Below are 15,651 nucleotides of genomic sequence, written 5' to 3' on the forward strand. Positions count from 1 at the left end.
AGGGATTTATCCAATTAGTCTTGTTAGAATACCGAGCATCTTGATGCCTTCCATTCCCACTTTTATCCGATCAGGTGCCCATGAAGATTTTAGTCGATGAAAATATGCCCTATGTTGAACCGCTATTTGGCGATCTCGGGGACATTATTCCTGTTAACGGCCGCACGTTAACCGCAGAGCAAGTGCGCGAGGCCGATGTGCTATTAGTGCGCTCGGTCACCAAAGTGAATGCCGAGTTGCTCTCAGGCAATAACAAGCTGAAATTTGTCGGCAGTGCCACCATAGGCACAGATCATGTGGATTTAGCCTATCTTGCTGAGCGTAATATTCCCTTCTCTAATGCACCAGGTTGCAATGCGACTGCGGTTGGGGAGTTTGCTTTTATCGCTATGCTGGAGTTAGCGCAGCGCTTTAATTCGCCGCTTAAGGGAAAAGTCGTCGGCATAGTGGGCGCGGGCAACACTGGCACTGCGACGGCAAAATGTTTGCAAGCCTATGGTATTAAAGTACTGCTTAACGATCCCATTAAAGCTGCAGAGGGCGATCCGCGTAGTTTTGTGAGCTTAGAAACCATCATGGCGCAGGCCGATATCATCAGTTTGCATGTGCCCATCACGCGCACGGGCGAGCATAAAACCAAGTATTTGTTTGATGAGGCGCGCTTAAAGGCACTCAAACCAAATACATGGTTCGTGAATTGCTGCCGCGGTGATGTGATAGATAATCAGGCGCTTATCAAAGTGAAGCAGCAACGTGATGATCTTAAATTAGTGCTCGATGTGTGGGAAGGCGAGCCAACACCGCTGCCGGAACTGGTGCCACTGGCAGAGTTTGCTACGCCGCATATCGCAGGTTATAGCTTAGAAGGTAAGGCGCGCGGCACTTTTATGCTCTACCAAAAATTATGCCAGTTGCTGAATATCACTGCAGATAAAAGCCTGCTGGATCTGTTGCCAAGCTTTAACATTAAGGCGGTCGAACTTGCGACAGCGCCGAATGAAAAAGCGTTATTGCAGCTCGCGCGTTTTGTCTATGATTTGCGCGATGATGACAAGATGTTCAGAAATACATTCTTAAATGAGAATGGCTTCGACACTATGAGAAAAAATCACCAACATAGACGCGAATTTAGTGCATTGGCGCTGGCTTATGACGGTCAATCTGAGGTAGATTGGTTGTCCAATTTAGGTTTTTCAGGAGTCGGTCAGTAGCTATGTCACAGGAATTTAATGTTGTCGTTTTAGGTGCATCGGGCGCAGTGGGTCAAACAATGATAGAGATCCTCGAAGAGCGTAATTTCCCGGTTGCAAATTTGTACCCTTTAGCCAGTAGCCGCAGCGCCGGTGAAACGGTCAGCTTTCATGGCAAACAAATTACCATTCTCGACGTAGAAACCTTCGATTGGACCCAAGCTCAAATTGGTTTCTTCTCCGCAGGGGGTGATGTTTCCGCCAAATGGGCACCGATTGCGGCTGAAGCGGGTTGTGTTGTTATCGATAACACCTCGCACTTTAGATACGACATCGATATTCCTTTGGTCGTACCCGAAGTGAATCCACATGCTATCGCCGATTTCCGCAATCGCAATATCATCGCTAATCCAAATTGCTCAACCATTCAAATGCTAGTGGCGCTTAAGCCTATTTATGATGCCTATGGTATCAGCCGCATTAATGTGGCAACGTACCAGTCAGTTTCGGGTACAGGTAAAAAAGCCATTGAAGAGTTAGCGCATCAGTGTACTAAACTGCTGCAAGGTTTGCCTGCTGAAGCCGAAGTTTATCCAAAGCAAATTGCTTTTAACGTATTGCCGCAAATCGATAAATTTATGGATAACGGCTATACCAAAGAAGAAATGAAAATGGTCTGGGAAACCCAGAAGATTTTCGGTGACGATGAGATTTTAGTGAATGCAACCGCCGTACGTGTACCTGTGTTTTATGGTCACTCGGAAGCCATTAATATCGAAACTCGTCAGCCTGTCGATGCAGAAGACGTTAAAGCTTTACTGCGTAATGCCGAAGGAGTGGTATTGTTTGAGTCAGATGATGACTATCCAACGGCTGTAACCGATGGTGCTGGTACCGATCCGGTTTATGTTGGCCGCATTCGTAAGGATATCTCTCATTCTCACGGGATTAACCTTTGGGTGGTGTCAGACAATATTCGTAAGGGCGCAGCCTTGAACAGTGTGCAAATTGCCGAGATCTTAGTGAGAGATTATTACTAAGCACGAGATTGCATTTCATGCCCATTGAAAAAGCCTGCTGTCAGCAGGCTTTTTTTGTTTTACAATTGTGAACAGTAGCAGGGCAGGGATTTCTGGTTTATAGTAATCTCAATAAATACAATTGCCTAAAGCCTGTTATCAGCGAGATAACTTTATAGCGCTTCAAAGGGAAGGATTGATGAAATTTCGCACTTCGTATCTTGTGGGTCTAATAGCCACTGTTTTAGCTGTTTCTTCTACCGCTTATTTTATTGATCCCGCCGTTGCAGCAGATACGCCAAGATTAAAACCCTTAAAAATCATGGGGCCAGACGGACAGATCCGTCAAGTTAATCATCAATATGGCCCAACGACATCCAGAGACACTTTTTGGAGCATAGCGCAAAAAGTCCGTCCCGATGCCAGTGTCAGCGTCTATCAAGTGATGGCCGCATTATACGATGCTAACCCTCATGCGTTTAACTCTGCCAGCTACAACAGTTTAGAACGTGGCATGATCCTGCTGATCCCGTCTAAGGAAGTCATGCTGTCGATTCCCAATAGTATGGCGATAGCAAGAGCAGAGCAAAGCGACAGACAATCCCGTGCGCCAGCGAAAGCGACGCAGAAACCAGCTGCTAAGGTAATCACGCAAGCGCCTGTTACTGCTCCTGTTGTGATTGCTGAAACCAAAGTGATCACTGAAACCAAAGTGACGCCGCCCAAAGTGCCAGTGGTAGAAACGCCGGCGCCAGACAAGCCTAAGATGCTGAGCTCTGATGTAACGTCGCGCTTAGAAGCAGCTGAAAGTAAAAATCTGTCATTAACCGATGAATTAGCTCGCACCCAAGATCAGCTCACTGTCCGCACTTCAGATGTTGAAGCGCTAAAAGTGAAAGTTGAAGAATTGAATCAACGCATTGCCGTGCTAGAAGAAACCCTGCAAGCCAGCAAACTGCAAAATCAAGCTTTGAAAGCCGAAGTTGAAGCTGCCCAAACGCCAGAGATGGCAACGGGAACGGCTGAAGCTGAGACTCAGGCGCCTGCTGAGCCCGATGATTTATGGCGTAATATCCTCAACAGTCCAGTGTTAATGATTGCTGCCGCTGTGATCCCTGCCTTGTTCTTGTTACTGGCAGTGTTCTGGTTGCTGCGCCGTAAACGTAATAAAGAACGTCGTGAAATGCAGGCGCAAGAAGCGGTTATGGCCGCGGGTGCTGCTGGCGTTGCCGGTACTGCCATCATGGACATGGATGATGACGACTTAGATGATATGGCGGTGCATTTAGATACCGACCATGCGGACTCTATCGATAGCCTGCTTGATATGGGCAGCGTCGATTTACAACCTGAGCAAGATTTGACTGACTCAAACGATCAGATGGATATGGCGTCTGAAATGTTTGTCGATCCGGGTCTCTCTGCCGAACCTGAGGTTGAAGACGAAGGGCAATCTCTTGATGACCTGTGGGCCGAAGCCATGGGCGATCAGGAAGAGGATATTGTTGAGGAGAAACCTAAATCTGACAATATTCTTGAGGAAGCCGATCTCGATGCGCTATTAGCGGGCCTAGGTTCAGAAGACAACACTGAAGCTGAAGACGATTTAAGTGAATTAGAACGAAACTTTGCTAGCTATTTAGCTGAAGAAGACGACGTTGAAGTAGAAGATACTCAAGCTGCCAATGAAGCCGTCGCCGATGACGATGATCTCGATGCCTTACTTGCCGAGTTTAGTGTTCCTGCTGAAGATCCAGAAACGGCAAAAGAACCTGCAACAGAATCTATTGATTCTGACGATGAAGATCTCAGTGCCGCCATCGCCGCAGAACTCGATGATGAGCTAGATGATGAACTGGGCGGAGAAGAGGTTGATGATATCGATGCCCTATTGGCCGATTTCGATAAACCAACGCCAGCCGCTGAACCTGAAGTCGAGTCTGATATTGGCGCTGAAATTGCTGCCGAGTTAGATGCCGAACTTGATGAGCTGGGCGTAGAAGATACCGACGACATCGATGCCTTGTTAGCAGATTTCGATAAACCAGTAGAACCTGAAGTTGAGCCTGATCTTGGCGCTGAAATTGCCGCCGAGTTAGACGCAGAGCTGGATGAGCTTGGCGTAGAAGACACTGACGATATCGATGCGCTGTTAGCGGATTTTGATAAACCAGCTGAACCCGAAGCAGAGCCTGATCTGGGTGCTGAGATTGCCGCCGAGTTAGATGCAGAGCTTGATGAGCTTGGCGTAGAAGACACTGACGATATCGATGCGCTGTTAGCCGATTTCGATAAACCAGCAGAACCCGAAGCTGAACCTGATCTTGGTGCTGAAATCGCTGCCGAGTTAGACGATGAACTGGATGAATTAGGCGTAGATGAATCCGATGATATTGATTCGTTGCTGGCGAGTTTTGATGCTGAGCCTGAAATCAAAGTTGATGCTGAAGACGATGCACAAAACGATACCGCAGATGATGCGAACAGTGCAGAAATTGCCGCAGAGCTAGAAGCTTCGTTACCGGAAGATATCAAGGGCGAAGCGTCAGGCGATGAAGATTTAGATGCGCTGTTAGCTGAATTTGATGTGCCAGAGCAACTCGATGCCGATGAAGATGAATTCGACTTCGATATGGAAACGGCGCAGCTTGATGCGGACGATAACGCCACAGATGAAGACAATTTACTCAAAGGTATTGGTGCGTCTCACTCGATTGACGGCACTGATGATACTTTCTCGTTAGTCGAAGAGTTGGGTGAAGATGATGATTCTGACGCCCTGACTGCGGCAGCAGCCACTTTAGCTGCCGCTACCGCCGCAGCGAGTGTTAAGGAAAAAGAGTCTTCTTTCTTTAATGATTTAAAAGCCAATAAGAACAAAGATCCCCACGTGCTCGATTGGGACTCAGAGCTTGATTTTGCGCCTAAGGCCAAACCTGCTGCGACGCCAGCTGATGCCGCCGCTGAAACGGATGTCGATAATGTCGAGCCTAATGCCGATGCTTCGCTAGTTGATACGCCGGCTCCGGATGATGCGGCTCAAGAGAAGCCGATTAAGGCGACGCGTAACGATGTTGATTTTAGTGAAGATTTTAAACTCGATACCCAAGAGGATGCTGACGATTCTGAGCAAGGCCTCGATTTAAGCGACGATAATGTACTTGCTGCTTTCACGGCCAATACCGATTTTGATGACGATGAAGATGTAATGACGTCGGAAGACAGTTTCTCACTCGTCGATGATCTCACAGTCGACGAAGCGTTAGCAGCACTCGATGCCCAAGAATCGCGTAAAGCGCAGAAGAAGTTGGTTCCTGAGCATGATTTAACGAATTTCCAAAATGAAAACGGCTTTATCGACATCGACAAGTTGTTGAATGATGCCGATGAAGACGGCACTGATACCGATTTGTATTCGGAAGTCGACGTGGAAATGAGTGATGTCGGAGCCTTAATCGGTGACGCCGCTATGATTGATGTCGATGATGAAGAAAACTCAGTCAACGCTAAGCTGGATTTAGCCCGCGCTTATATCGAAATTGACGACAGCGACAGCGCCAAAGCTCTGCTCAAAGAAGTGCAAATTGATGGTAATGAGCGCCAGCAAGATGAAGCCGGACGTTTACTCAAAGAGATGAGTTAATCCCGATTGAGAGAGTTTCAACCTAACGGCGCCTTCAGCGCCGTTTTTTTTATGGGCTGCTGTGATAAAATGCGCCGCTAAATCAATTGTGAGGAAAAGTGGATGCGGATTGCATTAGGTATTGAATATGACGGCAATGGTTATTTTGGCTGGCAACGTCAGGCCGAAGTCGATTCAGTACAAGGGCAATTAGAACGGGCGCTGTCGATAGTGGCCAACGAGCCTATCGGCGTCTTCTGCGCTGGCCGTACCGACGCGGGCGTGCATGCCACGGGACAAGTGGTTCATTTTGAAACCAATGCCATTCGTAATGAAGGCGCATGGACCTTAGGGGTGAATGCCAATTTGCCCGATAATATTGCCGTGCGTTGGGTTAAAGAAGTCGATGACAGTTTTCACGCACGCTTTTCAGCAACTGCCAGACGCTACCGTTACGTGATTTATAATTATAATTTCCGTCCAGGCATTTTGCGTCACGGTGTCAGCCATTATCACGGCGATATCGATGCCGATAGAATGCACCAAGCGGCGCAGGCACTCTTAGGCGAGCAAGATTTTACCAGCTTTCGCGCAGTCCAGTGTCAGTCGAAAACGCCGTTTCGTAATGTACATTGCGTCAATGTCACGCGCCAAGGCATGTATGTGATTGTCGATATCGCCGCTAACGCCTTTTTACACCACATGGTGCGCAATATCGTCGGTTCATTATTAGAAATCGGTTTAGGCAATCAGTCGCTGACATGGATGGGTGATTTGCTCGCCTTAAAAGACAGAAATCAAGCCGCAGCGACGGCTAAACCCCATGGGCTTTATTTAGTCGATGTGACTTATCCAGAACAATATCAATTGCCTAAACTCGCCCTTGGGCCATTATTCATGTTGGATTGAAAAGTTCTTATTTGAGAGATAATCGAATACGAGGATGTACGGACATGCTAACAGCGCCAGCGTCAAATGCAGCATTGGAACAGTGGTTGGATTATTTGTTATCCATACATCCAACCGAAATCGATATGGGATTAACCCGAGTTTCTAAGGTCGCGCAAACCCTTGGCCTATTAGATTTAGGCCAAAGCAAAATAGTCACAGTCGCTGGCACAAATGGTAAAGGTACAACTTGCGCCATGCTGGAAAATATTCTGCGATTATCGGGTTTGACTGTGGGCGTATACAGCTCGCCGCACATGCTGAAATATAACGAGCGAGTGCGTATTAATGGCAGCGACGCCAGTGATAGCGCCTTTGTCGCCGCCTTTGAGCAAATTGAAGCGGCGCGCGCCGAGATTTCCCTGACCTTTTTTGAATACGCTACGCTTGCGGGCCTGATACTGTTTAAAGCCGCTAAGCTTGATGTAGTCATCTTAGAAGTCGGTTTAGGTGGACGGTTAGATGCCACCAATATTATCGATGCCGATATCAGCGTGGTGACGTCGGTCGATTTAGATCATGAAAGTTATCTGGGGAATACCCGTGAACTTGTCGGCCGTGAAAAGGCGGGTATTTTCCGTCACGGTAAAGCTGCGATTGTTGGCGAGCCCAACTTGCCGCATACCGTCAATGATGTTGCCAATGAGGTTGGCGCCATTTTGTATCGCGTCGGCAACGAATTCAGTTATCAAGTCCATGGTAGTTTGTGGGACTTTCAAGGCCAAGTGCTCAAACTGCACGATTTAGCGTTACCGACCTTGCCGCTACCTAATGCGGCGACTGTATTGGCCGTAATTGAACAGGGTTGGCCGGATATCGCGCCCGCTATTATTGCCCAGGGCATTAGCACGGCTCGGTTAACCGGTCGATTAGAGCGGGTGAGTGAGCAGCCGTTAGTACTACTCGATGTGGCGCATAATCCCCATGCGGCGCGTTTTTTGGTGCAGCAATTAGCGCCAATGGTCGTAGGTAAACGCGTGTTTGCCCTTTGTGGCATGTTGAAGGATAAAGATATCGCAGGCGTGTTGCCTGTGATCCATCCTCTGGTCGACACTTGGTATTTAGTGAGCCTTCATGGTGAGCGTGGCGCGAGTTCTGCCATGCTGCGCAAAACCTTAGCACCTGAGGCCAGCGCATTTGAGTTTGAGGGCATAGCTGAGGGATGGTCGGCATTAAAAGCGCAAATTAACCCAGATGATGTGGTAATTGTGTTTGGCTCCTTTTACACTGTGGCAGGTTTTAAGTCTCAATTTATGCAGGAAGTCCGTTTTGTCTAGCCAGTTTCATAATCGTTTAGTCGGCACTGTGGTGCTGGTTGCGCTTGGAGTGATTTTTTTGCCGGATATTTTGGATGGCAAGAAAGATCGCCAAGAAGAGCAGTTTTCCGAAATTCCTTTGCGTCCGACTGTGATTGAGCAGCAAAAAGCCGACGATGATATGTTTGAAGTCTTGTCGGCCGAAGATGCTGCTGCGCTGAGTGGGGCTGATGTTGCCTTAGCTGAGACAGGCAATAACGCCGACAGTGACAAGTCAGCTGCCATCGCTAAGCAAGACGTTAAGGCGGACGTTAAACCCGAGGTGAAAAAGCCAGAGGTTAAGCAAGCAGAAGTTAAAAAGCCGGAAGCGAAACCAGAACCTAAAAAAGAGCCACCTAAGGCGACGGTAAAAACGGAGCCCGCTAAAAAAGCTGAGACTAAAGCGCCAACCGTCGCTAAGACTGAAAAGCCCAAAGCAGAAACGCCAAAAGCCAGTACTGCCAGCCGTGACAGCTTAAAAAGTGGCTTTACCTTACAGCTCGGCAGTTTTAACAATGCAACCAATGTTAAAGCCTTGATTGCACAGCTACGTAAGAGTGGTTTTAAAGCGTACACTATCCCTGAAAATCCTAAAGATGGCGTATTAACCAAAGTGTTTGTCGGGCCAGATGTGTCTGAGGCAAAGCTGAAGAAAATACAAGTTGAGGTGGAAAACCTCACGCGTCTTAAGGGCTGGATTGTTCCTTTTAATCCCTTAGAATCTTAATGGTGATATAAGATCCGCGACTGAAAATGATTTATTTACCTCTCTAGGGGTGAGAATCGTTTCAGTCTCTGGTAGAATCGCGCCGTCTTAAAGCCCATGTCGGAAAGCCATCTCAATGGTTTGGATTGATTACGCTATCATATTCGTCATCGGATTATCGACTCTCATCAGTCTAATCCGCGGATTCGCCAAAGAAGCCATGTCCTTAGTGGTATGGTTCGCGGCTTTCTTTGTTGCCAGCCAATTTTACCAAGATCTTGCCGTTCACTTAACTCAAATGAACGATGAGATGCTGCGTAATGGCGTTTCTATTGCCATCCTCTTTATTACCACTTTGGTACTCGGCGCCTTAGTTAACTATATTCTCGGACAACTTGTTGTCAAAACCGGATTATCTGGCACTGATAGGCTCTTGGGCCTGTGTTTTGGTGCTATTCGAGGCGCGCTAATTGTGAGCGCCTTGCTGTTTTTTATGGATGCTTTCACAGGTTCACCCAACACCCAATGGTGGAAGGACTCTGTGCTAGTGCCCGAATTTGGCGTTGTCATTCAATGGTTTTTTAACTATTTGGAAAACACCTCCAGCTTTGTACCCAAACTATAAGAAAGAAAATAAAATAATCCTAAGTGATAGAACATCTTACAATGAGGAAGCTTACCCATGTGTGGTATCGTCGGAATAGTTGGCCAATCATCGGTTAATCAGACCATTTATGATGCACTGACAGTGTTGCAGCACAGAGGTCAGGATGCGGCAGGTATTGTGACCATTGATCGTGGTGCTTTCAGACTACGTAAAGCCAATGGTTTGGTTAAAGACGTTTTTGAAGTCAAACATATGCAACGCCTACAAGGTAATGCTGGTATTGGCCATGTGCGTTATCCAACTGCGGGCAGTTCAAGCGCATCTGAAGCGCAGCCTTTCTATGTTAACTCGCCATTTGGGATCTCATTAGCCCATAACGGTAACTTAACCAACACAGTCGAATTAGCCGAAGGGCTGATCAAAAAACGTCGCCACGTGAACACCACTTCGGATTCTGAAGTCTTGTTAAACCTGTTGGCCGACGAACTGCAAAAAACCACGAGTTTGACCCTGACGTCGGAAGAAGTGTTCGATGCGGTCGCTAACGTACACCAACAAGCTCGTGGCGCCTACGCGGTTGTTGCCATGATTATTGGTCAAGGCTTAGTCGCGTTCCGTGACCCATTTGGTATTCGTCCTTTGGTATTAGGTAAGCACGAAACTGCCACTGGCACTGAGTACATGGTGGCTTCTGAAAGTGTGGCACTCGATGCAGTTGGCTTTGAAGTGATGCGTGATGTAGCACCGGGTGAAGCGATTTATGTGTCAATTGACGGTCAGCTGTATACCCGTCAATGTGCAGCCGAGCCTAGCTATGCACCTTGTATCTTCGAATTCGTTTATTTTGCCCGTCCAGATTCGACGATCGACAAAGTGTCTGTATATGCAAGTCGCGTCAACATGGGCGCTAAGCTTGGCGAGAAGATTAAGAAGGAATGGTACGATCACGATATCGACGTGGTTATTCCTATTCCTGAAACCTCTTGCGATATCGCGCTGGAAATTGCCCGTTGCATGGACTTACCGTACCGCCAAGGTTTTGTGAAAAACCGTTATATTGGCCGTACCTTCATCATGCCGGGTCAACAGGAGCGCAAGAAGTCAGTGCGTCGTAAGTTGAATGCCATTAACACTGAGTTCAAAGGCAAAAATGTCCTGTTGGTGGACGACTCTATCGTTCGCGGTACGACCTCAGAGCAAATCATCGAAATGGCCCGTGAAGCAGGTGCTAAGAAAGTGTACTTTGCCTCTGCCGCACCGGAAATTCGTTTCCCGAACGTGTACGGTATTGATATGCCAACATCGAATGAGCTTATTGCACACGGTCGTGATGCCGATGAAATCGCCAAGTTAATTGGTGCTGATGGCATTATTTTCCAAGACTTACCTGATTTAATCGAAGCGGTAAGAATGGAAAATCCAGCGATTAAGCGTTTCGAAACCTCTGTTTTCGATGGTCATTACATCACTAACGATGTAGATCAAGCGTATTTAGATCACTTGACGCAACTGCGTAATGACGATGCTAAAGCGGATCGTAACAAAGATATCGGTACTAATTTAGAGCTGCATAACGTTTGTCACCCATAAGGTGAAACGTTAGGCGGATAAAAAGCCAGTGATAATGTCACTGGCTTTTTTTTAGCTTTTTTTAGCTTTTTTTTAGCTTTTTTATGGCTTTTTTATAGAGCGTTAACCGCCACTTGGGAAAGGTGTCGCGATTGGGCTAGGGGAAACTTCTATGAGTGTTTGTTCTCGACATCCGCGAACTCAATCCATTGTTGGAGCAGCGAGGCTACTGATCTTTTCAGCCATAGGTTAGTTGGCTCATCCCCAGATCCACAGCAGCATCCACACCCCGAATAAGCTGCTTAAGCTATGGCGGGTGACTTGATGTTTTAGCAGTAGCGATAAACTCACCGCAATGGGTATCACTAACATGAATCCCCAAGCTAAAGGCATGTCGATGATTTTCATTTGTCCCAGCCAAGTGCTGGTGAGCATACTTATCGCGAGTAACATCAGGCTATGAAATAACAGTAACTGATTGAATCTTAATATCAATGCTGGACTGGTTGTCATCGTCTGCCGCGCATTTGTTGCAAATTGTCTCATAGCCACTCCTCTAAATTTCAGTGTATCTTAGTAGTTGTTGAGAACTATTCGCAATTGAATTTACACTTGAGTTTTGGTATATAAGCTCGGTTTGTCACAGAAATTTGCACTCAACGGGCGTTTGGGCTAAATTATACTGTAATTATATCCAGTGCTTGGTGTTTGTATGATCCTCTATATCGCTGAAAAACCTAGCCTAGGGCGGGCCATTGCCGATGTATTGCCTAAACCCCATAAAAAAGGCGATGGATTTATCGAAGCCGCCAATGGCGATTGCGTGTCTTGGTGTGTCGGTCACTTGCTCGAACAAGCGCAGCCCGATGCCTATAATCCCGAATTTAAGTCGTGGAAATTCGAGCACTTGCCAATAGTGCCGGACAAGTGGCAACTAAAACCTAAGGCCGCAACCCGCAGTCAACTCACAGTGCTAAAACGATTAGTCAAACAAGCCAATACGCTGGTTAATGCGGGCGATCCCGACCGTGAAGGGCAGTTACTGGTGGATGAAGTGATTGCTTATCTTGGGGTGACAGGGGACAAACTACATCAAACTCAGCGTTTACTGATCAGCGACTTAAACCCACAAGCCGTAAAACGGGCGTTAACTCAGCTACGCAGTAATCGCGAGTTTATTCCTTTGTCCACATCGGCCTTAGCCCGTAGCCGCGCCGATTGGCTTTACGGCATGAATATGACGCGTGCGTATACCATCCAAGGTAAAAAGGTCGGCTATCAAGGCGTGTTGTCCGTTGGGCGTGTACAAACGCCTTTACTCGGGCTAGTGGTGCGCCGTGATGAAGAGATTGCCAATTTTCAATCTAAACCTTTCTATGAAGTGCTAGCGCATTTGGCGACCGAAAAGCAAGAAACCTTCAGTGCTAAGTGGCAACCCAGCGAAGCTTGCCAGCCATACATGGATGAAGAAGGGCGAGTACTAGCCAGAGGGTTAGCGCAAAATGTGGTGAGTCGCATCAGTGATAAACCCGCTTTAGTGACTCAATTAGTGGCTAAGGACAAGAAACAGAATCCGCCTTTGCCCTACAGCTTATCCGCGCTGCAGATTGATGCAGCAAAACGGTTTGGCATGAGTGCTAAGGACGTGCTCGATACCTGCCAGAGTCTGTATGAACGCCATAAGCTCATTACCTATCCTCGCTCCGACAGCCGTTATTTGCCCGTCGAGCAACATAGCTTAGCGTCGTCGGTTCTTAAGGCGATTAGCAGCGGTGCCGCTGAGTTATTGCAAGGCGCCGATGCCCCCGAACCACGGCTTAAATCCAAGGCATGGGATGATAAAAAAGTGGATGCCCACCACGCCATTGTTCCTACCGAGAAGACGGCTAACTTATCCAGCTTGAGTCAGCGTGAGAGGCAGTTATATCTTCATGTTGCCCGCCAGTACTTAGCCCAGTTTTATCCAGCCTATTGTTACAGTGAAACCACAGTGCAAGTGACAATTGAGGGCGGCTTATTTAATACCAAGGCGCGTCAGGATAAATCCCTCGGCTGGAAGCAACTCTTTGCCCGCCAAGAGCCAAATGGCAGTAAGACCAGTGGCAACACAACGGAAGAAAGCGCGGGTAAGGATGATGAGGAGAATGACGAGTTTATCGGCCAGTTGCCCCCTCTGAAACTAGGGCAGGCTTTGCATTGTACTCGCGGCGAATTGCTTGAAAAAAATACCCAGCCGCCAAAAGCTTTTACCGATGCCACTTTACTCGGTGCTATGACGGGGATCAGCCGTTACGTCACCGACGCTGAGATCCGTAAAATACTCAAAGAAACCGATGGCTTAGGTACTGAAGCCACCCGTGCAGGTATCATCGAATTGCTGTTCAAACGCGGTTTTTTACAACGCTTAGGCAAATCCATTGTCTCTACAGACGTGGGTAAGGGCTTGATTAACAGCTTGCCCGCGAGTGCGACTACGCCGGATATGACAGCCCTGTGGGAAGCCAGCCTGAACGGCATTTGCCATAAAGAAACCTCCTATCAAGCCTTTATGCAACCGCTGCTAGGCACTTTATCCACGCTTATCCAAAATGCAGGAGCACAACTACCAACCGCGCTTAATGGTTTACAAGGTCAAGGTTATCGTAAAACGGCTGGGAGTAAATCTGGTTATCGCAAGTCGCCTTACCGCAAAGCCTCTAGCTCGACAAAACGCACTGGCACGGCAAGTACCGCTAAAACAAGTACAACGACAAGTAGCAGTGCGAAAAAGTCGAGTGCGAGTTCAGGGACTCGGAGTCGAACACGCAAAGTGGCTGCTGAGGTTTGATAGGCACGGGTGTCATTGGTTTTAGGGGCATTTCCGGCCATTAATACCAATCGTATTAAATATCTGTTCATTCAGCGGGAGTTTAACGCGCTTTAGACAAGGCGAAGGCTTGAAGGCATAGTGGTGCTCTGTCGAAAGCTTTGAACGCAGTATAAAGCGCTTTGAAACCCGCCCTTTGGGAGCCACACAGGCATCCCACTCCGGTGTTACATTGACTTAAAAGGGAATAACCATTTTTGCGTCAATGCGCCTTGGATTGAGATGCCTGTGAGGCTCTGAACTGATTAGATATTTAATGTGATTGGTATAACAATGGCGCGAAATAGCCCTAAATTTTGGCAAAAAAAAGAGTAAACCAAAACGGTTTACTCATACGGAAATAGGTCGTTGAAACTTGCCAAAATCACTCAATAGATGAGGAGCAGGTTTATAATGTCAGCGTTAACTTAATTAGCCCTTAAAATTAACCTTTATCTTAAGGTGTCGCCTCGGTTTAAGCTGATGAGCTTATCCAGTATGTGCTCACCATCCATGCGAATGCCGTTGTGTTCATATTCTGATGTTAGCCAATACTTTAGCCTGCCGACCTGTTGCGCGGTTTCAAGGCTGTATTGCATCTCGACAAACATATCTTCACTGTAAATGGCCGCGGCAACGGGGACGCGGTTTTGCGCCAGTTGTTCAAGATTATACAGTGCAGGCCAATTTGATTTATGGGCAAGGATTTCAGCTGCGGCTTTAAGGGGCACTAAGTGACTGAATTGGTCAAACATCCAAGGGTAAATCATCTCGCCGGTAAATAAAAAAGGCTTACCTTGCTGATAGTTAAATGCGGGGAATTGTTGTCTTACCCTGTGCGCCGCCCATTGTGAAGCTGTGTGCTGGCAGTAGATCGCCTCATGCAGCAGGGCAAAAATCGGGTTAGTGTTGTAGTCGAGCATTTGACCGAAATGATTTAAAAATAACGGGTTAACGACTGTCCCAGAAGCTGTGTTGATTAAGGCTTGCTCAAGTAAATAATAAACCGATTCAGGTCCTTGCTCCATGCCGATATTAATACCCAGCAGCTGCAACATTTCAACCGTGAGGCGTTCTCCCGTGGCTAAATACACTTCATTTTCAAGCAAGTGTTTGGCTAAGCGAGTGGCTAAATGTTGGGCATCGTGGAAGCGTTGGAAAAATTGTTTATTCTTCGCCAGTACGCGTTGATAAGTCGCAAGATAGACATCATCGGCGCTGCGGGTTAATGACGGTATGCCACCTGTGATATAGGCTTCGTTAACACCTTGAGGGGCGGCGCTTAAATAATGCAACACGCAAAATCCGCCGAAACTTTGGCCGAGAATTGCCCATTTATCGGCGGGGCAAAGTTGGGCGCGAATCGTCTCGGCATCACGAATGATATTGTCAGCCCTGAAATGGCTCAGATACTCAGCTTGAGCTGCTGGCTCTAAGTGTTGCAGGCTTTGATAATTAATTGGTGTTGATAAGCCTGTGCCGCGTTGATCGAGTAATAACACCCGATATTCTTTTAATGCGCGGCGGATCCAGCCGCTGTTGCTGGCGGGGCGCATGGCCGCAAATCCGGGGCCGCCTTGGAAAAACACGATATAAGGTAGCTTTTTATCTTTGTTTTCTGGGCTACAGAGTTCTCTGGCAAACACTTGGATTTGCTCTGCAATCGGATTTTGATAGTTGAGGGGCAAGGTAAAAGTATGTTTCTTCGCCAGCACTCCGGCGAGAATAATATCGGGTTTCATCAAACAACCTTAATGGCAGAGGATCATGTTATTGTGATTGGCAGATTGTATACCCAAATAACCTGAAGATGCAGCAACCTAGGCTAGTTGAAACTCGTATCTTCAACT

The 15,651-nt window shown here is 47.3% G+C and carries 11 protein-coding genes; 9 read left to right on the top strand and 2 right to left on the bottom strand.

Annotated features, from left to right (window positions below):
* The first annotated feature begins 80 nt into the window (after positions 1-80).
* The 8 genes from Q4Q49_RS15400 (at position 81) to purF (ending at position 10,977) form a co-directional block, all read left to right on the top strand.
* A complete protein-coding gene (locus tag Q4Q49_RS15400; RefSeq protein ID WP_006085464.1) occupies positions 81-1,211 on the top strand; it encodes a 4-phosphoerythronate dehydrogenase in 1,131 nt (376 codons plus the stop codon).
* Positions 1,212-1,213: 2 nt separating this feature from the next.
* The gene (locus tag Q4Q49_RS15405; RefSeq protein WP_006085463.1) at positions 1,214-2,230 is read left to right on the top strand and encodes an aspartate-semialdehyde dehydrogenase; all 1,017 of its coding nucleotides are present in this window, start codon (positions 1,214-1,216) and stop codon (positions 2,228-2,230) included.
* Positions 2,231-2,408: 178 nt separating this feature from the next.
* Positions 2,409-5,852, top strand: a complete 3,444-nt coding sequence (locus tag Q4Q49_RS15410) for a FimV/HubP family polar landmark protein (protein WP_311999757.1) — start codon at positions 2,409-2,411, stop codon at positions 5,850-5,852.
* 102 nt (positions 5,853-5,954) lie between these two features.
* Complete coding sequence (gene truA, locus Q4Q49_RS15415) at positions 5,955-6,740, top strand: tRNA pseudouridine(38-40) synthase TruA (protein ID WP_311999758.1); 786 nt, start codon at positions 5,955-5,957, stop codon at positions 6,738-6,740.
* Between the two features lie 44 nt (positions 6,741-6,784).
* Positions 6,785-8,056, top strand: coding sequence for a bifunctional tetrahydrofolate synthase/dihydrofolate synthase (folC, locus tag Q4Q49_RS15420; protein ID WP_311999759.1), 1,272 nt, complete (start codon positions 6,785-6,787; stop codon positions 8,054-8,056).
* Positions 8,049-8,801 carry a cell division protein DedD gene (gene dedD / locus Q4Q49_RS15425; protein ID WP_311999760.1) on the top strand — a complete coding sequence of 251 codons (753 nt, stop codon included), beginning with the start codon at positions 8,049-8,051 and terminating at the stop codon, positions 8,799-8,801. The genes folC and dedD overlap by 8 nt, the downstream gene beginning before the upstream one ends.
* A gap of 115 nt (positions 8,802-8,916) precedes the next feature.
* Entirely contained in the window at positions 8,917-9,405 is a 489-nt protein-coding gene (locus Q4Q49_RS15430; RefSeq protein WP_006085458.1) for a CvpA family protein, read from the top strand.
* Between the two features lie 57 nt (positions 9,406-9,462).
* Positions 9,463-10,977 carry an amidophosphoribosyltransferase gene (purF, locus tag Q4Q49_RS15435; protein ID WP_028761029.1) on the top strand — a complete coding sequence of 505 codons (1,515 nt, stop codon included), beginning with the start codon at positions 9,463-9,465 and terminating at the stop codon, positions 10,975-10,977.
* Between the two features lie 237 nt (positions 10,978-11,214).
* Here the strand turns inward: purF and Q4Q49_RS15440 are convergent, their stop codons facing one another.
* On the bottom strand, positions 11,215-11,502 hold the full coding sequence (locus Q4Q49_RS15440) for a hypothetical protein (protein WP_300482975.1): 288 nt from the start codon (positions 11,500-11,502) through the stop codon (positions 11,215-11,217).
* A gap of 166 nt (positions 11,503-11,668) precedes the next feature.
* Between Q4Q49_RS15440 and Q4Q49_RS15445 the strand changes: the two genes are divergently transcribed.
* Positions 11,669-13,783, top strand: coding sequence for a DNA topoisomerase III (locus Q4Q49_RS15445; protein WP_311999761.1), 2,115 nt, complete (start codon positions 11,669-11,671; stop codon positions 13,781-13,783).
* Between the two features lie 470 nt (positions 13,784-14,253).
* Here Q4Q49_RS15445 and Q4Q49_RS15450 read toward each other — a convergent pair whose 3' ends face one another.
* The gene (locus Q4Q49_RS15450; protein ID WP_311999762.1) at positions 14,254-15,543 is read right to left on the bottom strand and encodes an alpha/beta fold hydrolase; all 1,290 of its coding nucleotides are present in this window, start codon (positions 15,541-15,543) and stop codon (positions 14,254-14,256) included.
* Between the last annotated feature and the right edge of the window lie 108 nt (positions 15,544-15,651).

The organism is Shewanella sp. SP1S1-7, assembly GCF_031932105.1.
GTDB classification, from domain to species: Bacteria; Pseudomonadota; Gammaproteobacteria; order Enterobacterales; family Shewanellaceae; genus Shewanella; species Shewanella baltica.